This is a genomic window from Virgibacillus ainsalahensis (assembly GCF_055380755.1).
The window spans coordinates 1,837,239-1,862,681 of the sequence record NZ_AP043943.1 but is presented as its reverse complement, the minus strand read 5'-3'; the positions used below and the strand labels follow the sequence as shown (position 1 = coordinate 1,862,681).

At 39.7% G+C, this 25,443-nt stretch carries 22 protein-coding genes and 1 pseudogene; 20 read left to right on the top strand and 3 right to left on the bottom strand.

The window, feature by feature from the left end; genetic code table 11:
- Positions 1-6 precede the first annotated feature (6 nt).
- The 11 genes from ACZ427_RS08980 to ACZ427_RS08930 all read left to right on the top strand — a co-directional run bounded on the left by ACZ427_RS08980 (position 7) and on the right by ACZ427_RS08930 (position 12,787).
- Complete coding sequence (locus ACZ427_RS08980) at positions 7-306, top strand: malonate decarboxylase subunit delta (RefSeq protein ID WP_461177720.1); 300 nt, start codon at positions 7-9, stop codon at positions 304-306.
- On the top strand, positions 299-1,987 hold the full coding sequence (locus ACZ427_RS08975) for a biotin-independent malonate decarboxylase subunit beta (RefSeq protein WP_461177721.1): 1,689 nt from the start codon (positions 299-301) through the stop codon (positions 1,985-1,987). Before ACZ427_RS08980 ends, ACZ427_RS08975 begins: the two co-directional genes overlap by 8 nt.
- Before the next feature lie 72 nt (positions 1,988-2,059).
- Positions 2,060-2,695, top strand: a complete 636-nt coding sequence (locus ACZ427_RS08970) for a GntR family transcriptional regulator (RefSeq protein ID WP_461177722.1) — start codon at positions 2,060-2,062, stop codon at positions 2,693-2,695.
- A gap of 207 nt (positions 2,696-2,902) precedes the next feature.
- Positions 2,903-3,511, top strand: coding sequence for a malonate decarboxylase holo-ACP synthase (locus tag ACZ427_RS08965; protein WP_464883559.1), 609 nt, complete (start codon positions 2,903-2,905; stop codon positions 3,509-3,511).
- Positions 3,512-3,795: 284 nt separating this feature from the next.
- A complete protein-coding gene (locus ACZ427_RS08960; RefSeq protein WP_461177724.1) occupies positions 3,796-4,542 on the top strand; it encodes a class I SAM-dependent methyltransferase in 747 nt (248 codons plus the stop codon).
- Positions 4,543-4,742: 200 nt separating this feature from the next.
- Positions 4,743-5,891, top strand: a complete 1,149-nt coding sequence (locus tag ACZ427_RS08955; protein WP_461177725.1) for an iron-containing alcohol dehydrogenase — start codon at positions 4,743-4,745, stop codon at positions 5,889-5,891.
- Between the two features lie 12 nt (positions 5,892-5,903).
- Positions 5,904-7,583, top strand: a complete 1,680-nt coding sequence (locus ACZ427_RS08950) for an ATP-binding protein (RefSeq protein WP_461177726.1) — start codon at positions 5,904-5,906, stop codon at positions 7,581-7,583.
- 7 nt (positions 7,584-7,590) lie between these two features.
- On the top strand, positions 7,591-9,063 hold the full coding sequence (locus ACZ427_RS08945) for a sigma-54-dependent transcriptional regulator (protein WP_461177727.1): 1,473 nt from the start codon (positions 7,591-7,593) through the stop codon (positions 9,061-9,063).
- Positions 9,064-9,313: 250 nt separating this feature from the next.
- Positions 9,314-10,327: an alcohol dehydrogenase AdhP gene (gene adhP, locus ACZ427_RS08940; protein ID WP_461177728.1), complete on the top strand. Its 1,014-nt coding sequence runs from the start codon at positions 9,314-9,316 to the stop codon at positions 10,325-10,327.
- 51 nt (positions 10,328-10,378) lie between these two features.
- Positions 10,379-11,854, top strand: coding sequence for an aldehyde dehydrogenase family protein (locus ACZ427_RS08935; protein ID WP_461177729.1), 1,476 nt, complete (start codon positions 10,379-10,381; stop codon positions 11,852-11,854).
- Positions 11,855-12,124: 270 nt separating this feature from the next.
- Entirely contained in the window at positions 12,125-12,787 is a 663-nt protein-coding gene (locus ACZ427_RS08930) for a carboxymuconolactone decarboxylase family protein (protein ID WP_461177730.1), read from the top strand.
- 782 nt (positions 12,788-13,569) lie between these two features.
- On the opposite strand, the gene ACZ427_RS08925 is transcribed toward ACZ427_RS08930, so the two are convergent.
- Entirely contained in the window at positions 13,570-13,962 is a 393-nt protein-coding gene (locus ACZ427_RS08925; RefSeq protein WP_461177731.1) for a hypothetical protein, read from the bottom strand.
- An 894-nt stretch (positions 13,963-14,856) separates the two neighbouring features.
- Between ACZ427_RS08925 and ACZ427_RS08920 the strand changes: the two are divergent.
- From ACZ427_RS08920 to ACZ427_RS08905, 4 genes and pseudogenes are all read left to right on the top strand, one after another.
- Positions 14,857-15,497, top strand: a pseudogene (locus tag ACZ427_RS08920) (reverse transcriptase domain-containing protein); the annotation flags it as partial.
- A 549-nt stretch (positions 15,498-16,046) separates the two neighbouring features.
- Positions 16,047-17,090: a group II intron reverse transcriptase/maturase gene (gene ltrA / locus ACZ427_RS08915; RefSeq protein ID WP_461177732.1), complete on the top strand. Its 1,044-nt coding sequence runs from the start codon at positions 16,047-16,049 to the stop codon at positions 17,088-17,090.
- Entirely contained in the window at positions 17,091-17,348 is a 258-nt protein-coding gene (locus ACZ427_RS08910; RefSeq protein ID WP_464883581.1) for a group II intron maturase-specific domain-containing protein, read from the top strand.
- 480 nt (positions 17,349-17,828) lie between these two features.
- Positions 17,829-18,194 (top strand): hypothetical protein, encoded by a 366-nt coding sequence (locus ACZ427_RS08905; protein WP_461177733.1) that lies wholly within the window; start codon positions 17,829-17,831, stop codon positions 18,192-18,194.
- Between the two features lie 69 nt (positions 18,195-18,263).
- Here ACZ427_RS08905 and ACZ427_RS08900 read toward each other — a convergent pair whose 3' ends face one another.
- Both ACZ427_RS08900 and ACZ427_RS08895 read right to left on the bottom strand, forming a co-directional pair.
- Entirely contained in the window at positions 18,264-18,416 is a 153-nt protein-coding gene (locus ACZ427_RS08900) for a hypothetical protein (protein ID WP_461177734.1), read from the bottom strand.
- Positions 18,417-18,433: 17 nt separating this feature from the next.
- Entirely contained in the window at positions 18,434-18,754 is a 321-nt protein-coding gene (locus ACZ427_RS08895; protein ID WP_461177735.1) for a hypothetical protein, read from the bottom strand.
- 329 nt (positions 18,755-19,083) lie between these two features.
- Here ACZ427_RS08895 and ACZ427_RS08890 point away from each other — a divergent pair, with 329 nt between their 5' ends.
- The 5 genes from ACZ427_RS08890 (at position 19,084) to comGC (ending at position 25,442) form a co-directional block, all read left to right on the top strand.
- A complete protein-coding gene (locus tag ACZ427_RS08890; protein ID WP_461177736.1) occupies positions 19,084-19,467 on the top strand; it encodes a nucleoside hydrolase in 384 nt (127 codons plus the stop codon).
- Positions 19,468-20,773: 1,306 nt separating this feature from the next.
- A complete protein-coding gene (locus ACZ427_RS08885; protein WP_461177737.1) occupies positions 20,774-21,088 on the top strand; it encodes a hypothetical protein in 315 nt (104 codons plus the stop codon).
- Positions 21,089-21,598: 510 nt separating this feature from the next.
- A complete protein-coding gene (locus ACZ427_RS08880; protein ID WP_461177738.1) occupies positions 21,599-22,585 on the top strand; it encodes a nucleoside hydrolase in 987 nt (328 codons plus the stop codon).
- A 1,348-nt stretch (positions 22,586-23,933) separates the two neighbouring features.
- Positions 23,934-24,908, top strand: a complete 975-nt coding sequence (locus ACZ427_RS08875; protein WP_461177740.1) for a nucleoside hydrolase — start codon at positions 23,934-23,936, stop codon at positions 24,906-24,908.
- 258 nt (positions 24,909-25,166) lie between these two features.
- Positions 25,167-25,442 carry a competence type IV pilus major pilin ComGC gene (gene comGC / locus ACZ427_RS08870; RefSeq protein WP_461177741.1) on the top strand — a complete coding sequence of 92 codons (276 nt, stop codon included), beginning with the start codon at positions 25,167-25,169 and terminating at the stop codon, positions 25,440-25,442.
- The last annotated feature ends 1 nt before the right edge of the window (position 25,443 follow it).

The following is a 25,443-nucleotide window of genomic DNA, read 5'->3' as shown; positions in this document are numbered from 1 at the left end:
TCTTAGTTGGAAACAATAAAATTTTCTTATCAAGCTAAAACACCATTGAAGAAGCTTGTTCATGTAGGAGTAGTAGGTTCGGGAGATTTGGAAATTCTAATGGAGCCACAAAATCAAAATGAAGCCAATGTATGTATTCGTACAGGAACTGAAGGTTTTGCAGGAACATGGGGGGCAATTTTAGATCGTTTTTTTTCAGTTCACGATCTAGCAGCTTATATAGAAATCAATGATTTCGGAGCCACGCCAGGAGTAGTTAATCTCCGCTTAGAACAGGCATGGGAGGTGAGCCAAGAATATGAATAGTATAGGTGAAAGAGTAAGTTTTGTAGAGTGTAATGCACGAGAAAGAGCGGAACAAATATTGGATTCGGGTTCCTTTCGTGAATTATTAGGGCCCTTTGATCGTTTGGCTTCACCACATCTTGAAAAGCAGGGAATTGTTCCTCAGAACGATGATGGCGTTATCGTGGCAAAGGGAGAAATAGATGGAGAATCAACGGTGGTTATGTCTATCGAAAGTGGGTTTCAAGGAGGTGGAATTGGGGAAGTCTCCGGGGCTAAGATTGCAGCTGCTTTAGAGATGGTCTTAGAAGATTATTCTAACGGTATTAAAACACGTCCGGTGATAATTCTTGACACTGGAGGAATCCGTCTTCAAGAGGCCAACTACGGATTGTTGGCCATCGCAGAGATTCAGGCTGCGGTTGTCGCTTTAAGGAAACATGTATCTGTAATCGGTGTAATACCAGGAAAAATAGGTAGTTTTGGCGGTATGTCCATCACTGCAGGATTGTTTGATAAATTGATTATGACTACTGAAGGTCGTCTCGGTTTGAATGGCCCTGAAGTCGTTGAACAAGAAGCTGGGATCTCAGAATTGGACAGTAAAGACCGTCCCCTTATTTGGAAAAGTATTGGAGGCGCACAGCGTGTGGCTACATCATTAGCAGAAGAGCTCGTTGATGACGATGTAAAGCAAATCGCTACTTCGGTAAGAAAGGCGTTTGAAAATCAACTATCTAAATCAAAATGTACTCAAATAGAACAAAACCTATCTTTACTTAAACAAGTCGATCCTAATAATGATATTACACCTAATAATTTTAGGGAACTTGTTTCTGCATCACGGACGTTTGTTGAATTTAACACACAGCAATTTCCTCCAGAAGCTAGTAGTCGCGGACAAAAATGGTTTTATGCTTTAACGTCACTTAAATGTCCTAAAACAAAAGGGGCATCTACTGTTTGGTACGGAGATGCCAATCTGGGTAACGAATTAGCCCGCTTCATTACCGTGGGACCAGATCCTCATAATCCTTTTCCTCGAGTGAGAGGTGGTGAAGTTGGATTAGTAGAAGGATGGGCACTTGCTAGTTCTATAAAAGAAGTTGTAGATGCAGATGCTGGTAAAGTTCAACGTCGTCCTATAGTAGCAATCGTTGACGTTCCAAGTCAGGCATATGGCTATAAGGAAGAGTTATTGGGTATACACCAAGCTTGTGCAGCCGCCGTGAATGCATATGCAGAGGCGCGTATAGCAGGCCATCCGATAGTAGCTCTACTTGTAGGAAATGCTATTTCGGGGGCATTCCTTAGCCATGGGTTACAAGCTAATCGGTTGATTGCATTCGATGACGATGAAGTCAATGTACATGTGATGTCTAAAGAATCTGCAGCAAGGGTGACGAAACGAACAATTGATGAGCTGGAGCAGGTCACTAAAGATGCACCAGCAATGGCATATGATATTCATTCCTTCCAAACATTAGGAGCACTACATGAACTTGTTGGTGGTATACATGCTGATCATCCTACTAAACAGGATGTGGATAACGTTTGTAATAGGCTGCAACAAGCTATTCAGGATATCCTTTTAAAAGAAGATTTTAGTTTAAAAAATAGGCTACATTCATCACTAGCTAAGACAAGCCGAGCCAACTCTATCAAAGTAAGAGAAGAAATGCTGAAACAATGGTATGATTAATACGAGGGGACCCCTTCTGTGGGTCTTCTTGTCATAATATCACGTATAACAATGGCGGGGGATAAACAGACTATGGAAAATCAAATTATTAAGGATGCACTTTCACATCAAATTGCTGCATACATCACTGAACAAATTATCTCTGGTGAGCTTAAACCAGGTGATAAGCTTGTGGAGAATAGCTATGCAGAGACTTATGGTATTAGTCGAGCTCCTATTCGTGATGCTTTCTATATTTTAACGTTAGAAGGACTTGTGGAAAAGCCTCCACGGAAGGCTGCGCTTGTGCGTAAATATTCGCAAACTGAAATTTTTGACCTTTTGGAAATTCGGAATTTCCTAGAGTCATTAGCAATGAAAAGAATTGCGACTGCTGGTATTGATGAGGATGGCTTAAAATTGATGGATGAAAAGCTTGAGGAAATGCAAAATGAAAAAGATCCCGGCAAGTATGCAAGGCTCAACCATTCATTTCACCAACACATTATAGACATGAGTGGAAGTCAAATGATTAATGACATATATAATCGCCTCGGGACCCCGTTATTAACTGTACAAAGTAATTCCTTTTCTATGGAAGGGAAAATTTCTAAGTCACTGAAAGAACATTCTTTACTCATACAATATTTACAAACCAATGAACTAAATAAAGCACAACAACTATTGGAAAAGCACAACGATGATGTATTAAAAGGGTATATGAAATAACTGATAAAGTCACTTAAGAGAATATTGTAATTTGCCTTTTCCTGAATTTTACATCACCCCTTTCTTCCCTTAAAGACTCTGAATCTAAATTAAATGGTTAGATACTCTCTTCTCAAAGATAAGGCGAGATTGAATTTTAGTTTCTAGCTTTCAAACATTCGTACAAAAAGTCGATAGGAAACCATAAGAAACCAAAAGAAGGTGTTAATGATGAAACCACATGACTTGTTAGTAATATCCAGCTGGAAAGAACTTCAAACTGGTAATAAAGATATTCCTGAATGGATAAAAACTTCCTTGGACATTTCACCTATTGTCGTCGTAAGGTGGGGGGGAACAATCGGAGAAAAAATACCAGTTGGAGTTCGCGGTTTTACTAAATCACAGCGATTTGCAACTTATATAATGCCCGCAAGCGTAAAGACCCACTATCGGCCACTTGATCTTACAAAGTTAGAGCCCGAATACTTACATCTACCTCAGGTAAAAAAAACATTCAAAGATTTAAAATTATTGTTAAATGACGTTTTAGAATGGGGACCAGCTGGAAGTATAGGTTTCGAAATGGTATCAGGAAGAAAAGTGACGACATTAAATAGTGATTTTGATATTGTAATTACACCGCAGAAACCAATTGGAATTGATGAATCACGAGTTTTACTTGAACAATTTAAGAACTTTCCGATGTTCATTGATGCACAAGTTATCTTACCAGTAGGTGCTTTTTCATTAAGAGAATGGGCAAGGGGAAAAGGTGTATTGCTAAAAACAGCAGTTCGTCCGCAACTAGTAGAAGACCCATGGGCTAATTTATAGGCGAAAAGTTGGAAATATAGTAAATTAACATAGAATTCATTTTATCATAACAAGAGGAGCTATTTTTCTTGTTTATTTATTTTACACATTATCATTTTTTGACAGACAATGTACATAATATCTCATTCTCTTATTTAATGTACATTACTGTAACATGTTTTTATCATAAAGCTTATCTATTGCTGACACTTCTTGAATAAGGAAGGTGCTACTGTTAAACCCGGCCAAGTATTCGAAAAGACTCATTTTTTTACAAAAACACCAGTTGAGAGGTGCAAAGTGGAATGAGTAAGGAACACGAGAAGAAAATTAAAGAACAATTTAGAAAGCAGGCAGCAGGCTTTTCAAATAAGTCGTTAACTTTGAATCAAGAGGATCTTTTGACCTGGATTTTGGATAGTCTGGACTTAGAAAAAGGTATGTCTGTTTTGGATGTTGCGGGAGGTACCGGCATTTTGAGTCAATCCATAGCTCCTTTTGTTAATCGTGTTACTTCCATTGACATATCTCAAGAAATGATTAACGAAGGAATGAAACAAACAGGACAAAAGGGTATATCAAATATTGCCTTTCGCATTGCTCACGCTGAAAATCTCCCCTTTAAACAAGAGTCCTTTGAGTTGGTTGTTAGCAGACTAGGTTTTCATCATTTTACAAATCCGAATAGAATCCTACAGGAAATGAGTAAGGTATGCGTTCGTAACGGGGCTGTCGGCGTAATCGATATGATTTCTCCTGAAGATAATGAATTGCACCGCCTTTATAATCATTATGAAAGGCTCAGAGATCCTTCCCACTCGAGTGCTCTGAAGAAGTCCCAATTTATTGAACTATTTAAAAATACTGGATTGGAAATCAACCAAGTTGAAGTTGTAGACGTTCCAGTTCACTTGAAAAGGTGGCTGGCATTGACCAAGACAGATAATCAAATAAAAGAGCAGATCATCCATGATATAAATCATGAAATTGATACAGGAAATGAAATAACAGGCCTTTCTCCATACAATAGAAAACGGGGAAGCGATGTTTAAACAGAAATGGATAAAACTTATTGGAAAGAAAACGGGTAATGGGGTAATCGTTAAATAACACGCAGAAACACCTTCCTAATTTTGTAGATATTGAGCAACAAAAATCGATGGAAAGATTCCTGCTATGGCGATTTACATGCGAGTGCGTCATCTTTATTGTGAAATCGGGAAATACAAATTAAAGAATGGAGGTAGTGCCAATGTATATTAGTAAATTTGTTACACCGGAAATTATTTTTGGAGATGGCGCGATTAACCAGGTAGGTGAAAGCTGCCAGAGGCTTGGTGCTAAAAAGGTGCTAATTGTTAGTGACGATGGCGTGGCTAACGCGGGATGGGAGGAAGAAGTTGTGAAAAATTGTAAGTCTGTTAATCTTCTTAATGCAGTTTTTAATGAATTAACTTCTGATCCAAAAGATTATGAGGTCAACCGGGGAGTAAAAGTCTATCTAGAAAACGAGTGTGACGCTGTCGTTGGCGTTGGTGGCGGAAGTGTACTTGATGCGGCGAAAGCAATTGCTATTATTGCCTCGAACGGAGGAAAAATACAGGATTATGAAGGTGTCGATAAAATCAACCGCCCGTTACCTCCTTTAGTGATGGTTTCCACAACGGCCGGTTCAGGATCAGAGGTGTCGCAATTTTCCATTATTGTGGATACAGAAGCAAAAAAGAAGTTGACGATTATATCGAAATCGCTTGTTCCGGATATTGCGATTGTGGACCCTGATACACTCTCAACAAAAGGTTCGGCTCTCACAGCGTCAACGGGGTTAGATGTTTTGTCACATGGGATTGAATCTTATGTAAGTGTTGCTGCTACTCCCCTAACGGACGTACAGGCAAAAAACGCCATTTCCCTTGTTTCGGAATATTTGCGTCCTTCCGTTGCCTCAAGGTCAAATAAAGAAGCGAAAGTTTCCATGGCCATGGCGAGTTTACAGGGAGGGCTGGCATTTTCCAACGCCATTTTAGGTGCAGTACATGCAATGTCCCATGCCATCGGGGGGCGGTTTCCACTAGCCCACGGAGAAATCAATGCCGTTTTGTTACCCTACGTGATGGAGTACAATTTAATTGCTGCTCCAAAACATTTTGCAGACATTGCGGTGATGATGGGGGAAGACACAAGAGGATTAACGGTAATGGAGAGCGGACAGAAGGCGATTTCCCACGTGAAAAAACTGGCCGATGATATCGGTACACCCAGGCGATTCTCTGAAATGGGGCTGGAAGAATCCCATATATCCGCCATGAGCAAGATAGCCATGGAAGATGCCTGCATGATCACCAATCCTCGTGATCTAAATATCCGGGATGTAGAAAAACTGTTTTACCAGGCGATTTAGGAGGGAATCCTTGTGCACGAAAAACAAAACCTTATTGAATCACTTACTGGCATCAAATCCTCGAAAAAAAGTTATTATACAGAACTGAAGAAAACCGTGGGGCAAATGCAAAAGAAGAACACAGAACTGGAAATTATTAATGATATGATGAAAAGTTTTAATGTTGATATGTCCCTGGAAGACATGCTTAAGAATCTGCTGAACAAACTAAACCAAATTTTCCGTTTTACCGGGTTAAGCATTTCGCTGGTAGAAGATGGTCGCTTGTTTTTAAAACATGTCTATCCATTGAACTCCTACCATAGGACGGTTGGAAGTGAAATACATGAAAAAGGGTCGCTTTATTGGAAGGTGATTAAAGAACGAAAAGCGATTTTCCGGACGTATCATAATAAAAATATAGTGTCGTATACCAAAGAAGAAAGATTTGACCAACTGCAAATACAAAACCAATGTATTTTACCTCTAATTCTAAAAGGAAAAGTTATCGGTGTGTTTAGTCTTGGAGGTGAGGAAAGCATGGAATATAATCAAGCCGACCAATCATTTTTTCAACAGCTGGCAGATCAATTTGCAGTTTGTATTGAAAATTCCCGTCTGTACAATGCCGTTGTTCAAAGTAAGAAAGAATGGGAAAATACATTCCATGGTGTACAGGATCTTCTGGTTGTTGTTGATACAAATGGCGTGATCCAGCGCTTTAACGCAGCTGTTTCCCGATTTCTTCAAGTACCTGACCATCATATATACGGGGAAACCTTAGAAAGTGTTTTTTCATTAGCTGATAGTGAGAATAAGAAACTCTTACTGAAGAATCTCTTTAACGGAAGTTCTGTATTTGAACAAATTTCGTTAAAAAATAACCGTGTTTTCGAAGTATCAATATACCCTGTTTACCATCATGATGCGGATGACATTCAGGGAGCTATTCTCAGTATGAAAGATATAACTGAGAAAGTCTATATGGAGTCACAATTGTTGCAGTCCGCCAAACTGGCTGCAATCGGTGAAATGGCCGCAGGGGTGGCACACGAACTTAATAGCCCATTAACAGCCATTCTAGGTAATTCTCAGCTGTTAATGAGAAAGTTTGATAAAAAAGAACAATCTTATCGTATGTTGGAAGACATTCGCAACTGCGGGGATAGAAGTAAAAAAATTATTAGCAATCTGCTTACCTTTTCCAGGCAAGACGATTTAATGTTTGAAAAATGTTCTATTAATTCAGCCGTGGATCAGGTAGCCAGTTTAATAGGCTATCAAATTGAACGACAAAATATTCAGCTTGATATTCAACTGGATCAGCATATACCGGATTTTGATGGGAATTTGCAACAAATTGAGCAAATCTTCATTAATCTTCTCATCAATGCAAAAGACGAGTTGGAGGAATGTACTCATCCTAACAAAAAAATAACGATAAGAACCGGACTTCAAGAGTGGGACGGTTTGAATTGGGTAACGCTTAAAGTTTCTGATAACGGAAGGGGGATCCCATCGGCAAAACAAGATGAAATTTTTTATCCTTTTTATACGACAAAGGAAGCAATGAAAGGGACAGGATTGGGACTGTCTGTAAGTCTTGGTATTGCAAAAACGCACAACGGCAGACTGGAGATTCGCAGTAGAAAAGATCAGGGAAGTCTTTTCTTACTAATGATTCCTGCAACCTCTCATAAAGAAGAAAGGTAGGCTGAGAATGGATCAAATATTGGTGATTGATGACGAGCGTGAGGTTGGCAACTTTCTGAAGGCATTACTAAATGAAAAGGGGTATGACGTAACCCTAGCGGCGAGCGGAAAAGAAACAAAAGAGTGCTTGAACCATGAAAATTTTGGACTGGCTATGATAGACATCAGACTACCTGATGCAAATGGACTCGATTTATTAAAAGAAATTAAAAGAAAAATTCCGCTGTGCAAAACCATCATCATGACTGGATACAGTACGGTAAAAACGGCAGTCGAGGCGATAAAACTGGGAGCCGACGATTATATTGAAAAACCGTTCGATAACATCGATCAATTAGAAAAACAAGTTGATACTTTTCTGTTTAGTGGCAGCGGATTCGCCCAGAACACGATTGATACACTCGCAAACGATGTTGGATTTCTAATAGGCAAACATTCAGAGATGAAACATTTAGCCACACTGGCTTATAAAATTGCTTCTAAAAATGTCAACGTATTAATTGAGGGGGAAACCGGCACCGGGAAAGAAGTTTTGGCTCGTTTTATCCACCAGGCAAGTTCAAGGAAAGATCAATCATTTATCGGGATTAATTGCGGCGCCTTGTCTCATTCGCTTTTGGAAAGTGAACTTTTCGGTCATGAAAAAGGTGCCTTTACCGGTGCAACGAACCAAAGGAAGGGCATCTTTGAAATTGCCAATCGAGGAACATTACTGTTGGATGAAATAGCGGAAATGACCCAAGATATTCAAGTGAAATTGCTCCGAGTACTCGAAACGCGTGAGTTCATGAGAATCGGAGGGGAAAAGACGCTCAGAACCAATACGCAAATCATCGCCGCTTCTCACGCTAATTTGAATAGGGCCGTATCCCAAAACAAATTCAGGGAGGATTTATTTTACAGGCTTGATGTGGTTAAGCTGAATATTCCACCTTTGCGCGAACGAAGGAGTGATATACCTTTATTCATTTCCTATTTTCTCAAAAAAAATCAGTCGCGCTTGAAGTTTTCAGAGACGGCAATGAATCTTCTTCAAAATTACAGTTGGCCCGGCAATATTCGTGAACTTTCAAACATGGTAACACAGCTAACTTCTCTGATAGAAGGGGAAAAGGTTATCATCACCCCAGATGATTTACCGGAAAAGATTATCTCTGGATTCAACATCAAATCACAACATCAGGTGGCTGTTCAAAAACCGCAGGTACACAAAAATGAAACAATGGATTTAAAATCCTTTTTGTCTACTTGGAAAGACTGGATCCTTCATTCGTTAGATAATCCGCCGAAATATGACTTTGATGAAATAGAAAATCAATTGAAAGAACTTGATCACAGGGTCAGTAAAGAGTTTGTAAATAGAGCTCTCTTAGAAGCAAACGGGAGCCGTAAAGAGGCAGCGAGGTATTTAAATATCAGCCAAAGAAAACTCCGTTACATTTTAAATGAAAAGAACAAGGAGGCAACAAGGCAACGTTAGGCCCTGCAAAACAATAAAAAACGTGTATTTCTTAAAACCCGGACGACCGCTTTTGCAAATTATGTCGCCTTGAAAGAAGTAAATATTTTTCAATAGTGACAATTTTTTGGTCATTCTGCCGTTTTATTGGCAGATTGGCCGTTTTTTCGGTACCTTAATTGTTGTTAAAGCTTGAGTTCATCCACTTTATAAATTGGCATAAAAATTGCATGTATTATAAATGAATCTAACTTTTTAAGGAGGAGATGTTATGAAAGCGGCAGTTGTTAACGAGTTTACGAAGAATCTCGAAATTAAAGATGTTCCTGTACCTGAATTGGAGTACGGTGAGATTTTGGTTAAAACAGAAGCTTCTGGGGTTTGTCACACAGACCTGCACGCCAAAATTGGAGATTGGCCTGTAAAACCAAAACTTCCCTTGATTCCAGGACATGAAGCTGTTGGTGTTGTTGAAAAGGTCGCTGATGGAGTCAAAACAATTAAAGTAGGAGACCGTGTTGGTAACGCCTGGTTACATTCTGCGTGTGGAGAATGTGAGTATTGTTTAGAGGGAAGAGAAACTCTTTGTCCTCATCAGTTAAACTCTGGTTACTCCGTTGATGGTGGTTTCGCAGAGTATTTTAAAGTTCCAGCTGCTTATGCCGGAAAAATTCCTGACACTGTTAGTTCTGAGGAAATTGCGCCAATTCTTTGTGCTGGGGTAACAACATATAAAGCGTTAAAAGTTTCAAGTGCGAAACCTGGTGACTGGGTGGCAATATATGGAATCGGTGGACTTGGACATATTGCAGTTCAATATGCTAAAGCCATGGGATTCAACGTGATTGCGGTCGATATTTATGACGAAAAACTTTCTCTTGCCCAAAAATTGGGAGCCGATAAAACTGTTAATTCCGCGAATGTAGATCCGGCACAAGTCATAACGGATGAGGTCGGGGGCGTCCAGGCTTCAATTAGCGTGGCCGTAGCTAAGAAACCATTTGAACAAGCATATCAATCTTTGAAACGCGGAGGGACACTCGTTGCAGTCGCTCTTCCAAATGAAGAAATGTCCCTTCCTATTTTTGATACGGTGTTGGATGGAAAAACAGTAAAGGGCTCTATTGTCGGTACAAGAAAAGATTTACAGGAAGCCATTGACTTTGCGGCGCAAGGAAAGGTAAAAGCAAACATTGACGTAGAACCCCTTGAAAATATCAATGACATTTTTGAACGAATGGAGAAGGGAAAAATTGATGGACGGATTGTTATGTCAGTAGAATAACAGCAATTATTTTGGTGTAACGACTATGTAGAATTAGGGGAGGGTATCATTATGGTACAAACACTTGATTTACAACCGAAGATAGCCGAATTCTTAAAGGGTACCAAGCAATTGTTCATTAACGGTAAATGGGTGGACTCGGCTGAAGGCAAAACATTTGAAAGTTTAAATCCGGCGACAGGTGAAATGCTTGCGACTGTAAACGAGGCTGGAAAAGAAGATGTGGATGCGGCTGTCCGTGCTGCAAGGGAGGCATTTAATAATGGTCCTTGGTCAAAAATGAGTGCAGCGGAAAGAAGCCGGTTGATCTATAAACTAGCTGATTTGATGGAAGAAAATAAGGAAGAACTTGCACAACTTGACACATTGGATAATGGAAAGCCAATCAGTGAGACCATGGCAGCGGATGCTCCGATTGCAATCGAACATTTCCGCTATTATGCAGGCTGGTCGACGAAAATGGTGGGGCAAACCATTCCAGTGCAGGGGGACTTTTTCACGTACACACGCCATGAACCAACAGGGGTCGTCGGACAGATTATTCCATGGAATTTTCCATTGTTAATGGCGGCATGGAAAATGGGAGCAGCGCTCGCTACCGGTTGTACGATCATCCTGAAACCGGCAGAACAAACGCCGCTCTCGGCACTGTATATGGCAAAGCTCGCTGCAGAAGCCGGTATTCCGGAGGGTGTTTTCAATGTCGTGACCGGTTATGGCGAAACAGGTGCAGAGCTTGTGAATCATCCTTGGGTAAATAAAATAGCTTTTACGGGTTCGACGGGAGTGGGAAAGCATATTATGAGCCAGGCGTCCGGTAACTTGAAGCGGGTCACCCTTGAACTCGGCGGAAAGTCACCGAACATTATTCTGCCTGATGCCGACATGTCCCGCGCTATCCCAGGAGCAATGAGCGGGATTATGATGAATCAAGGTGAGGTTTGCAGTGCCGGCTCCCGGTTGTTCGTACAGAAGAAATCCTTCGATAATGTCATGGCTGATCTCGTTGATCATTCGAAAAAGATCAAGCAGGGGGAAGGAATGAACAAAGACACGCAGATGGGTCCGCTTATTTCCAAAGAGCAGCAGGATAAAGTGGTCAATTATATTAATAAAGGCAAGGAAGAAGGTGCGGAACTACTTACCGGGGGCTCTCATACGGACAGAGGCTATTTTGTTGAGCCAACTGTGTTTGCCGACGTAGATGATAACATGACCATCGCGAAGGAAGAGATCTTCGGACCGGTTGTATCGGCCATGCCGTTTGAAGATCTGGATGAAGTGGTCGAACGGGCCAACAATACGGAATACGGATTGGCTGCGGGCTTATGGACGGAAAATGTTAAAAATGCACATTACGTCGCTAATCGTCTGCGCGCAGGCACGGTATGGGTGAACTGCTATAACGTCTTTGACGCGGCCGCACCATTCGGCGGTTACAAACAATCCGGTTTTGGCCGTGAGATGGGATCGTATGCGCTTGATAATTATACCGAAGTGAAAACGATCTGGATCAATATGAGTTAATCAATACTGACATTCATGGTGGTAAACAATGGTTCATTGTTGTGGATTGTTGTCCGTTTTTTATGTGGATATGTATTAGAAAATACAAGAGCCATAAAGATAGTAATTGTTTTAGTATAAATTGTTCATTAAACGGACACATTTCCACATTTTCTTTAAAATTGATTCTGTATATTTGAGCTAATGTGCATCTATGAAACTATACTAGTATTAGTACTTCGAAAGTACATACTATATAAGTTTAAAAACAAATAAATAGGGGCTGTTAAAATGTCTGAAGATATTTTATATAAAAAATCATATGGAAAAAGACTTAATGAACTTAGAAAACTATCACCAGAAACATTCAAGGCATTTGTTAAGTTTGATCAACTAGCATTATCAGAAGGGACACTTTCAAAGAAAACAAAGGAACTCGTTGCAGTATCAGTAGCCCATGTTACAGGGTGTCCTTATTGCATTGATATTCATGTAACAAACGCCAAAAATTTAGATGTTTCAAAGGAAGAGATGTTGGAAGCAATCATGGTTGCTACTGCATTAAAAGCCGGCTCCGCCGTTGCACACGGTGTGAATGCTTTAAACGCATTTGATGAAAACGATCAGGAAGAGCTGTACAGAGCAGCTTATTTCAATAGATTAAAGGAATTTTCATCCTTAAATGGCGATGCATTTAAGGCATTTATTGATTTTGATCAACAAGCCATGAAACCAGGACTCCTTGATACAAAGGAAAAAGAACTGATTGCAATTGCTATCGCCCACACAACAGGGTGCCCGTATTGCATTGATTTGCACACAAAAAATGCAAAAAAGTCAGGTGCATCAAAAGAAGAAATTGCTGAGGGGATTATGGTTTCTACCGCATTGAAAGCTGGTTCGGCTATTGCACACAGTGTAAATGCCCTAAACGCTTTTGACGAATCAAAATGAACATAAAACGGGGCGGCATAAATTTCACAGATATGCCGCCCCAATTTTTCATGGTTAGCCATTGTGCATGTTGGAGCTTAAAGGTTTAGTTATAATGACAAGACGCTTACGAATTGCATTGGAAAGGAAAAAGTATACAAAATACCAACAGTAATACGTTCCTTAGGAGCTTGAAAGTGTGCAGTTCCTGTTTTCTTTTTTACGATATTTATAAAATACTTTATTACCTCTCCCAGATAGATTCAATTTACTCGTAAATGCTCGCTTATTCGCAGGATTTCAAACCACTTTTCAGTACAATAACGGATAAATGGAATGAGTGTTGATATTAAAGGCTACATGAAGGCATGCGGGAATAAAGGAGCCATAAACTCCAAATATTCTAAAAAGTATACTGCGCGCATTCTCCACGCCGCCCCTTTAGGCTTACCCTCCCATGTCTCAACGGGTCTAATGCCCTCTCATTCCTTAGTCATGCCTATCCAAGGGGGGGAGGCCGGTTTTAAATGTAGCTTTAAGATAAAGTTTGATCAAAAGTACCTTCCAAACTCACATTTTACGATAAATAAAAAGAATCCGTTTTGAAAAAGTTGATCAAAATGGATTCTTTTTATGAAGTATTGTTCAATTTTTATAAGAAAGTATGATTATTTTTTATTGTCCGTCTTCAACAATCAAGCCCTTATATGCGATATTGGCTCTGTTCCTTATTAGGAAAAAGCACCTGCTTACGGAAGACGTTCATTCATACTTTCTGTAATTGTAATTTAGTATGGCGTATGCTAAATCCCTTCATGAAGTTGGAAAGCGAGCATCCCCCTAACATTTCTCCAAGGGTTTTCAACCTTTGCTACATCGCCATAGTAAGTTCCCGGAAGTACATTATAAAAAGTGGCGCTATGACCAGTATTTGGATCAAATTGTCTGTATCCTGTACAATTTCCAGATGAAGCATTACATAACCGGACTTTTAACTGGTCTCTAGGAGACCAATCATATAAGTGTACTGAAACATCACTTTGTACCCTAGCAGTAACACTGCCATCCCATTTACCATCCCCAGTTTCAAAAGTAATAGGGTCAGTTCTGTTTGCTGCATCTGCCTCTGAAAGAAAAGGGTTCCCTACCATCAACAAAGCAGCAATAAATAAAGAAGAGATAAGTTTAATTTTCATTAATAGACACCTCCTTTTCTTTTGAACTATAATTCTGAATTCAAACAAAGAAACAAACCATGCAATAATCTCTATTCTTAGAGTACAAAAACGATAACTAATAAGCAAGCGATTTTTCGTCTTTTATCAAAATTAGTAAAATTGTAATAATTATATACGGAAATGATTTATAAAGTCCTATGGCAACTCGCTTTCCTCAAAATGCTCGATAATCTGTACTTAATCAGAAACCACAGTACACTTTCTGTTAATTACTAGATTTCTAACCATTTCTTCACGAGTGAACGACAACAAAATTTAAAAACATAAAAGATCAAATCGGAAAGCAGGGGAAACCCTGCTTTTTTTGGTGTGCCCGGCATGGGTACAAACTATAGGGTGAAAGTCCCGAACAGCGAAGGCAGTAGTAGCTGTAGCTCAAGACAAGGGCATGGGGGGCGACCGTCATGTCTGAAGGAAGTCGACGGCAAACTTCCGCTCCGAGGGACACGAACCTCATTTAAGGCTAGGTAATATTGGATGAGTCTGCCAAACAGGACAAAACCCATACTGCCAAAGGTATTACAAAGTAGATGAGGCGGGGACATGGAAGGAAAGTTTGTACTCTTACCCGGGGAGAACCTGTTGATACGCCGTGCCCACACGGTAAGCAGCTTTGTGAAAGGCTGTTGAACAACAGGCGTCAGCAGAAGTCATAGTACCCTTTACTTAAGGAAGCAGGGAAGGACGGAACCAATTATGGAGAATCACGTCTAAGCGTTCATTCCATTCAATGAAGCAGAAAAGATGGCAACCTACTTTAAGGAGGAAACGGTGAATCCTGTGGGGGACTTAACGAGGGCGGAGAATGGGATGGCACAAGAAGAAAGCTGATTCACGCAGGAGGATATATCTATGATGGAACGGATTCTAGCACGACCAAATCTTTTACAGGCAATAAAACGAGTAGAAAAGAATAAAGGCAGTCACGGTGTTGATCAAATGACCACAAAAGACCTGCGGATGCATTTGACAGAAAACTGGACAGCCATCGTTGACAGCCTAGGGTCGGGTACCTATCAGCCGAAACCAGGCGGAGGTATCAGGAAACTGGGTATCCCTACGGTGACAGACCGTTTCATTAACAGGCCATTGCCCAACAACTGACAGCAGTGTTTGATCCGACATTCTCGGAATTCAGCTATGGGTTCCGCCCGAATAGAAGGGCACATACTGCCGTTAAACAGGCAAGAGCCTATATTAAAGAAGGATACCGCTGGGTTGTAGATATGGACTTGGAGAAATTCTTCGATAAAGTGAACCACGACCGCCTCATGGCAAAACTTGCGGATAAAATTAAAGACAAGGAATTACTTCCTCTTACCCGAAGTTTCCTGCAAGCAGGAGTGCTCGAAAATGGATTGGTCCGCCCAATCACAGAAGGGACTCCTCAAGGTGGTCCGTTAAGTCCGTTACTTTCAAATATTGTATTGGATGAACTGGATAAAGAACTGGAGAAACGCGGTCATAAATTCGTTAGGTATGCGGATGATTGCGCGAGCTGAAAGCTCCGTTATTTCTAGTGAGTTGAAACGTACTCACACCGAAAGTTTCCTATTCATTCGGTTAGCCTGGAATCATGCGCTACTGGGTAACTGGTAGCGTAGAAGCAGATTCGACACAACGTTCTCGTCCCAGTCAAGGAGCGTAGGCAAACCTGCAGGCCGTAACGAGAGTGAACGTCCGTAAAAGTATCGTCAGCGTATATTCAACGAATATCACTGGGAGAGTTGAAGCAGAAACTGCCGAGCCTCGAGTCGTTGGGCGAAGGCCGTTGCTTTAATGGGAATAATAGGAAGTGGAACATTAAAGAGTTTCCGGTACAAAGGCGGTGGCATGCAGGGAAAGAATGGCGGAGAACAGCTGAGGCCCTCCCACATCTCATAGAGTAACCCAACATATAAGAGGGATCCTCGAAATTGTTAGGAACGTGTGGATAGGGAATCGGAACAGGTTATAGTACTGATGATGATGGGGACAACAAAACCCTATAGAAGGGAAGGACCTGTACTTCAGTTAATGCTTTCAAAACAGGGGGAATTTGCGTGATTGCTTCAAAAGCTCAACACACGCCGATGGAAGAAAAGGTTCGGGTACTGCAGCGAAAGCTATATCTTAGTGCCAAGGAACAACCAAAGAAGAAATATGGAATTCTTTATGACAAAACCCACCGATGGGATGTATTAAAACTTGCATGGAAGCAAGTCCGAATGAACAAAGGTTCTGCAGGAATTGATGACCGAAGTGTTGACTATATCGTTGATTTTATCGGCGTTAACACGTTCTTACAGGAGGTTCAACAGGAATTAAGAGATAAGGCCTACCGGCCTAAGCCTGTTAAGCGTGTCTATATTCGGAAAGAAAATAGAAAGAAACGCCCTTTAGGAATACCTGTAGTCAAAGATCGGGTTGTTCAAACAGCTGCGAAAATCGTGATGGAACCCATATTCGAGTCTGACTTTCATGATTGTTCATATGGATTCCGCCCTAAAAGAAATCAACATCAAGCGATTCGGAAGGTACGCAAACACATTGTCACAGGACATTGTTATATAATTGATTTGGATTTGAAATCTTACTTCGACACCATTCCGCATGAAAACTTGATTGCATTAATTAGGCAACGAGTCACCGATCCGTGGATGATTAGGCTTATCCGACGCTGGCTAAAAGCTGGAGTCATTGAGAATAATGTTTTCCGATCCTCAGAGAAAGGCTCACCGCAAGGTGGGGTTATCTCTCCATTATTAGCTAATATCTATCTGAACGCCTTTGATCAATTGTGGCATAAGAAGGGATTGGATCGAGGAAAACACCAAGCAAAACTAGTGCGATTCGCGGATGATAGTGTGATATGTTGTCGACATAATCCTGAGCGCTATTTAGTAGCTGTTAGACAAATCATGAGGCGATTAGGATTAACAATTAATGAAGAGAAAACAAGCGTGATCCATGCGAAAGAGGGGTTTGACTTTCTAGGTTTTCATTTCAGGTATAAGAAATCTAGAACGGGGAAGTTCTGGTGTTACATGTGGCCATCTCAGAAATCGATGAAAAGGATAAGAAAGAGAATTAAACAAGCATTGTGAATAGATATCCGAACACCAATTTCAGAACTTGCGTCCATCATCAACCCCATCTTAAAGGGATGGTGTAACTACTACCGATGGAGTAATGCCGCCGAACATTTCGTTCAAATAGATCGCTATGTACAAGAGCGGATTACAAGGCTCCTGCGGAAGAAGAGGCAGAAACGAAGTAATGCGAACCGAGATTATCACGCTCATTTCTTTAGGGGGATAGGTATTTTCTTCTTATCTGGTAATGTGAAGAGATTACTGCTCTGAATGCCTAGGATGAAGACTGTCGGAAAGCCGTGTGAGGGAAAACCTCTCGCACGGTTTGACGAGGGGGAGCTGGAAATCGGTAGTTCCTTTGTCTGGCTTAGTAAGGTGGAAAACCCTGAAACCCGAGGACGAAGAAACTATACGGCGCCTGTTCTCTACTCTACTTAAAATCCTTTGTCGTACTCGTTCACAATCGATTAAAATGTATTATGCCGTTAAAGATTTCCTTCAAACAAGGCTTCGCCTTGAAACTAGTGAAGAAAAATCAAAAGTGATCAATCTAAAGAAAAATCCATCAGAGTTTTTAGGTTTTCGCATTAAGCACATCGTAAAAAGACGAATATGGGGATACGTTATGTAGCTCGTTCACATATAATCAAAAAGGCACTTAGAAACGCACAAATAAAGATAAAACAAGCTGTAAAAGCAATTCAGAAACACCAAACAGCTGAGATTGTTTGGTGATTCAATGCGGTCATAATGGGTATACAAAATTATTATTCTGCAGCCTCACGAATAACGATAGACTTAAGTAAGCTGAACAATCGTCTTAATAAAACATTATATAATCGTTTAAATGAAATGAGAAAAGAGACTGCGTTTCAGGACTTTTCAAAATCCTTACAGAAACGGTATAAGAGATATGAATGTAAAACTCTTGCCGAAGTCTTCCACTTAATTGAGCATAAATTTGTGTTGTTTCGCTTTTCTCGTGTCTTAGAAGGATTTGGATATGGCGGTGGCCTTGCTGATATTTATCTTGATTCAGACAACACTCATACACAAAAAGACTTTCTGCAAATTGGTCTTTTTGTGTATGTTCTTATAAAACTGGATTTATTTTGAATCTACAAAGTTACCTTATTAAAGAATCTCGCTCAGTCCATTTATTAATCAGGAGACCTGTCTATTATCCTAAACAGCTTCCTGTTGTTGAGATTGGACTTGTTGTACGTTTTCTTCATTCCCCATTCCCCCAGTAGCCAAAGTTCCGAATATGAGAAAAAGGATTAATACAATGAATATTACCCCTCGATTAAAAATTAGCCCATCAAAATCCTCAAACAAGTTTGATCTTCCTTTCTTTAGTTATTTAATTGCTGTTTAATTCCTTCCATGATTTCTTCGATGGTCATATCGCCGTTTTCATTTATAAACTCTGCCATCTTATTCGCATTTTCAGGGGAAGGCCGCATGAATTCTCCTGTTAGGAGTACCTCAACAGTGGGCTCATCACGATATATTGTAACGAAACTAGATCGAAGTTTTCCAGTCACGAGTAAGGCTGCTACTACGAGCTCAATGCTCTGTCCACTTAATAAATCAGCAGTGGTAAATGATTCTAAATTTGATGTTCTATTTGCTTTTTTATTCCCAGGCTTACGACCATTTTTTTTGATGACCATTATACCTTATACCCCCTTTTAGTATTAGAAGACTTTTGTGAATGAAACTTAAAGAGTTTTTGGTTTTTCACTCGTCTTATTACTAAACAATACCTCAAAGCAACTCTTGAAAAATTAGTGCTGGTTCAATTTATCCTATGCAAGTGATTTTGTCCTTGCATGGTTTACTTACCCAGATGAGAACAAGAACATCTTTTTCGTAATTACAACAACATGAATCTGAAATTGAGTAACATAAAGGAGCTTATAATAATAAAATTTTAACAAGGCGGTGAGAACGGTGAATATAAGTTTCCGGATAGTTAGTAGACACAGGCCGCTCGACCAGCTTGGCAACTGCATTTATCCTGTTTCCTGACCAAATAAAAATGGTTCACTCCTTTTATGTGATGGGTGGTGCATTCTTTGTTCCAGGTAACGTAACGGCACTGGCAGAAGCAAATTTTTTTGGTGATCTGACTTCATCTAATTTCGTTCTTAAGTTTGCACATAACCTAACGATAACTCCGTTAAATTCCACTCAATTTGCCGTTCTCACCCCGGATATCGTGGACGCCATTTCTAAAAACAAGAAAAACATCTATGCCTCCATGATGGCGCCTGTCTTTGAATATTACTACGAATTTTATAAGAAAACTGTACCAGGTATTCCAGGTGCACCTATTCACGATCTTCTTACCATCATGGTTATTAAAAATCCTGCTATACTATGATACAAATGTGGTGGAGGGTATAGAAGCAAAGGGAATGTCCTATATTGATATGCGACCAACAAGTAAGACTGGGAAAACAAGGATTGCCATCAACCTTCATTACGAAACATTTATAGAAGAATTTAGGAAGGTTATGTTGTCGGAATGATTGGTTGTCAGATAAGCCCCTTTAATAGAAAAGGCTTTAGCCCAAAAACAATCTTCTTCAATCGGGCGCTTTAATGGGTGCGACACGTTCCTGACTCAAATGTGAGATGTGGCTAACACGATCTCGGTAAAGGTCAGGCAATTTATGATTTAAATTGAAGGATATTATCAAGGAGTCGGATGATGAGGTAACGCTCTGAAAGGCTCCCCCTGCGTCGAATAGCACGCTGTTTAGTAAGAAAAAGTGTGTTATAAGCTCGGCAAATAGGCGTAAGAATTTACCGTAACAGTTTTGGCTGACGAAACTCTACCTGAGGGGGCGATGTAAATCATAGCACTTGAGCTGAATGAACATGGTGAGAATGCGAATACCCCTATGAGAATAGAAAGGTAAGCTGACGAATTTCTGAATGTACGGACCTAAACTGACAATACATAGAAATGTGTATATTACTCATGTGAGGTTAGCTGTGGATGAGTAAGAATAACAATTATGAAAGTCCATGTGATGTTAAAGGCATTTCTAAGCAAACAGGTCTACAGGAAACACCTAGATTCATTCTACAGTAGATGTTATTCAACGTTGTAAGCTGATAACGTAGAGGGCTTGCTCCTTTTGAAACGTCGGTAGGAAAGACCGTAGTGAGAATAGCTACTATATAACCTTTCTTAATATCAGGGAAAGTGGTGGCACAGTACCGATGAAATGTTTAATCCACGTGGGGGATAGTCACTAGACTAATGAAGATCATTCAATCATGTACGGCAGTTCTTTATCGGTTAATAAGGTTCTCGTAAGACTAAAAGAGGTTCAAATCCCAAGAGAGTCACCGACTTGTTGAAACGGAAGAAACTGAGACACACGGAGTATTATAATATGCAATACTGTCTAGACAACCTTTACTCTCAAAGTGTCGATGGTCACAATTTCTATGATTTAATGAACGTGATTCGTTCGAATGAAAATATACGTCTTGCCTATCGAAACATTAAAAGAAACTCTGGAAACCGCAGGTTCAAATTAAATGCCCCCATCTATGCCCAACGGTATAAAACGAATTTGTGTTTTTCGCAGGGTACCTGCAATTTCACTGCCGTTGGCAGAGCAAAAATTCACTAAAACCTAAAAGCGATTCAGCAAAATGTACTCTATCATGTCATGACAAAATTTATTCCAAATCGAACGGTTGAATACAACGATAATCGCATTAGTAAGTTTATTGCCCAGTATGGCAGGTGTGCGATAACAGGTAGAGAGCTACTAGACCTTTCGGATTGGCATTGTCATCATAAAGAGCCTTACTATCTCATAAGAGATGATCGTTTCTCGAACTTAATTGTGTTATATGGACCTGTTCAGCGCCTTATCCATTTAAAAGATGAGATTAAGATTAAAGCGATACTTAAAGAAATACAATTGAATTATAAGGAAATAGAAATGGTGAATAAACTCCGTAGACAATGCAATCTTTAAACAATCTAAGACTGGAACAAAAGAGACTTCATTAAATACATAGAATAGCTTAAATTGGATTAGTTGGCGCGCCGTACGCGATGAAAGTTGCACATACGGTGCAAATAGGGGGAAAAGGGAGCGATAACGTCAAACCCTTACCTATCTGTATGAGTAAATTGATACGGAGTTGGATTAAAGGCAACTGGGAATCAAAAAACACATATACTACGTTTAACAAAGATACTTTATTGAGAGGGTTTTGAATATTAGTAATCCTATTTCTGATGATGAGTATAAAAGAGTAAAGAATAAATTACTGATTCGTACTTTTATTTCTATCCCAATAACCATAAGTTTTGCAGTTTACTTATATAGTTCGCTTATTCAGGATGAGATGAGAGGTCTTAGTTGAAAACTTTGACCGTCATGACAGGACACATCTCCTGTATAGTAGGCAGCAAATACACAGGACAACTTTCTCGCTTCATATAATGTAGGATAATTAATCAAACTATAGGAGAGATTACTTTGCCTCAAAAAGTGTTGCTATTTGCAGATGTTGGTATAGATGATACGATAGCCATTATTTATGCTTTACTTACGAATGAGATTGATATAGCAGGTGTTGTTGCAGACTATGGGAATATTACAAGAGAAAATGCAATAGATAGTCTGGAATATTTACGCAGCTTGTTTGAATCAGAGGATGGTGAACCGATTAAAGTTTTTGCTGGAGCTGAAATCCCTATGACCGGTGAAGTTCCTGAAATTGTACCAGAGATTCATGGAGAATATGGACTTGGACCAATTACACCTCCTACTGCTGATGAAAAACAAGCAGGTGAAGAAGATGTTTTTGAAAATTTTTTTGGGGTACTTGATATTATTGAGGAAAATCCCGAAGATTTAATTATTGTCAATATTGGCAGGTTAACATCCCTTGCAACCCTGTTTCTTTTGTACCCAGATACCATGAAAAAAGTAAAAGGATACTATATAATGGGTGGTGCTTTTTGGGTGCCTGGCAATGTCACTGCAGTATCGGAAGCAAATTTTCATGGCGACCCTATTGCTGCTCAGATCTTGCTGACACAAGCTGAAAATGTAACGATTATTCCATTAAACGTTACAGAACGAGCCATTGCCACACCAGAAATGGTAAATTATATTGATGCTGTTGGTGAGGTGCCCCTCGTAAAAACACTGCTGGATTATTATTATAACTATTATAAAGAAAGAGATCCGAATATCCAAGGCAGTCCATTGCATGATGTGCTAACAGTAATGGCGGTTACCTATGATGATATGTTTACGTATCAAGAATTACCGGTTCATATTGGTCAAGCAACGGAAGAAACTGAACGAGGACAAAGTATTGCAGATATCCGCCTTTTTGGAAGTCAGGAAGAAGAAGCACAAACGGAGGTAAAAACACATCGAATTGCTTTTCAATTACACTATCCTAAGTTCTTTAATAGATTCATGTCTGTCATGACAGGTGAAACTTTTGTATAATAATAGAGTGTGCCAGTGCACTCTTTTTTTATGACATAACATTTGACATAATAATGTCTCTATTATTTATTGGTAATATAGGGGTAAAAGAGAGGAAATTTGTAATAGGGTGTTTTTGCCCAACGCCTCGAAAAGGTATATTGCAAAATAATCGGAAATCCTTTTATCGCCCAATGCAAAACGGGCGCTTTCTTATGCCGTTATCGGGCGCCGATCGACAAGCCCTGCTATAAGCGCTTTGAAGCGTGAAAGGAAGAGGATTATATTTTAGATAATCCTAACTTTACAACCGAGGATGGGAATGACGGAACCATGTTTCCTGAAACCATCCCGTCAACAAATCCTGCATGCGTCAAGCTGACAGGCTATGGGGTATGAAGCACAGGTGATTCGGCAGAACGAAGGCTGAAGCCATTCCCTTTGGAAAAGGTATGCCAACGGATATGCCGCACGGCTGAAAAACTAGATAAGGTGAGAATGTTCTCATGAAAGGGAACTGACAAAATTCCGAACATGCGGGTCTAAAGTTTGAACATAAGGAAACTTATGGGTCATTCAACGATGACGTGAGTGGTGTCGAGTAAAAATGCGCCCTCTGAAACACGCTATACCGAACGATACGGTATCCAGCTCCCAGGCTTAAAGGAAGCTTTTTCATGGGGAACCAAACGGATACTTTGGTTTGAGAGAGGGGCCTACGGGTGGTGTTATTTGATGTATCAAAATATGAAATCTTTCGCAAGCTTTACTTGAACTGGATCAGAATTATCCGTTAATTCGGTTTGGTAAAAGAGATATAATCATTCAATTCATCTAAATCGTTGTATATGTATTCCTGTACACACGGCAGGATACATTTTTCCAGTTTTTCCGGATCAATAGCTGCTTTTAAATAAACCAAATATATTATGCCTTTTTATGCTGATAATTGGCACAATGTGGATATTTAAACTAACTAACGGCAAATTCTGAAATTCATACTTACAAATATAGTATTTGATAGGATTAATGCTTTCCCTTATTTCTCCATCTCTCAAAAGTTGGATTATTTAGATTTAAAAAAATGAGTCATCGTACGTGGTTTTTTATGGGTATGGTTTTGGCAATTTTAATTTATGGGGTTCAATAATTAGTTGAACAATCGATTAAACAAAAAACGGTTCTCACAGAAGAAATTAAGTGACTTTAATTAAGATAACAATGTATTAAGTTAAAGGGTGCTTAAGTAAATAAGAAAAATGTACATTAACGTTTGGAACTAACTTTGTCCAAACGTTCTTTGTTGAATTAAATTAGTGACACCCTTTTATGACACACAAAAACCGTACAGCACATCACTGTTTCAAACATGATTCATGAACTTTGGAATATATATAGTATAGAAGGAGGGATTTCTATCACGAAAAAAATTCTTTTATTCTGTGATCCTGGAATAGATGATTCCTTGGCAATTATATACACCATGCTGGATCCTGAAATAGAGCTTGTTGGTATCGTCACCAGTTATGGGAATGTGACAAAAGAGCAGGCTACAGCCAATGCTGCTTATTTAGTGCAAATAGCGGGGAGAAATGACATTCCGATTATTCCTGGTGCTTCCCAACCAGTGCAACAGGAAGATGTGACGTTTTACCCCGAAATTCACGGTGAAGGAATCGGTCCGATACGGCCTCCTAGTAATATGCAATATCAAACGTATCCTTTTGACACTATTCGTCTCATCATAGAAAGATATAGAACTGAGCTTATCATTGTAGACACAGGCCGCTCGACCAGCTTGGCAACTGCATTTATCCTGTTTCCTGACCAAATAAAAATGGTTCACTCCTTTTATGTGATGGGTGGTGCATTCTTTGTTCCAGGTAACGTAACGGCACTGGCAGAAGCAAATTTTTTTGGTGATCCGACTTCATCTAATTTCGTTCTTAAGTTTGCACATAACCTAACGATAACTCCGTTAAATTCCACTCAATTTGCCGTTCTCACCCCGGATATCGTGGACGCCATTTCTAAAAACAAGAAAAACATCTATGCCTCCATGATGGCGCCTGTCTTTGAATATTACTACGAATTTTATAAGAAAACTGTACCAGGTATTCCAGGTGCACCTATTCACGATCTTCTTACCATCATGGTTATTAAAAATCCTGCCATCGTTGATTACATATACTATGATACAAATGTGGTGGAGGGTATAGAAGCAAAGGGAATGTCCTATATTGATATGCGACCAACAAGTAAGACTGGAAAAACAAGGATTGCCATCAACCTTCATTACGAAACATTTATAGAAGAATTTAGGAAGGTTATGTTGCCGGAATGATTGGTTGTCAGATAAGCCCCTTTAATAGAAAAGGCTTTAGCCCAAAAACAATCTTCTTCAATCGGGTGCAATTGCGGAACAACATAGGTAGAAAATGATTAAACTTTTTTATAAAAAACAAATTGAAATCTGGCCATGAAGAATCCATTTTGAAAAATATTGATCAAAATGGATTCTGCTTTTCAAGGCTTTTTTGGCTTCATTTTATGCTACGGATTCCTTGTTTTGTATAATGGGTAATCCCCTATATGCATTGAAATGCTGATTGTATTAATGATTATATCCGTTTTGATTATCCTGATCATACCTAATTTAAGCAATAGAAGTGAAGACCTTCATGAAACCGGATGTGAAGCTTTGGTTTCGGTTGTTGAATCCCAGGTCGCCCTTTTCCATTTGGACAAGGGAAGCTTCCCAACAAGCTTAGAAGAGTTAGCTGAGGGAGAATATATAACAGAGGATCAAAAAACATGCCCCGATGGCAAAGAACTAGGTTACAATAGCACGAACGGATCAGTAACTGAACCATCTTAAA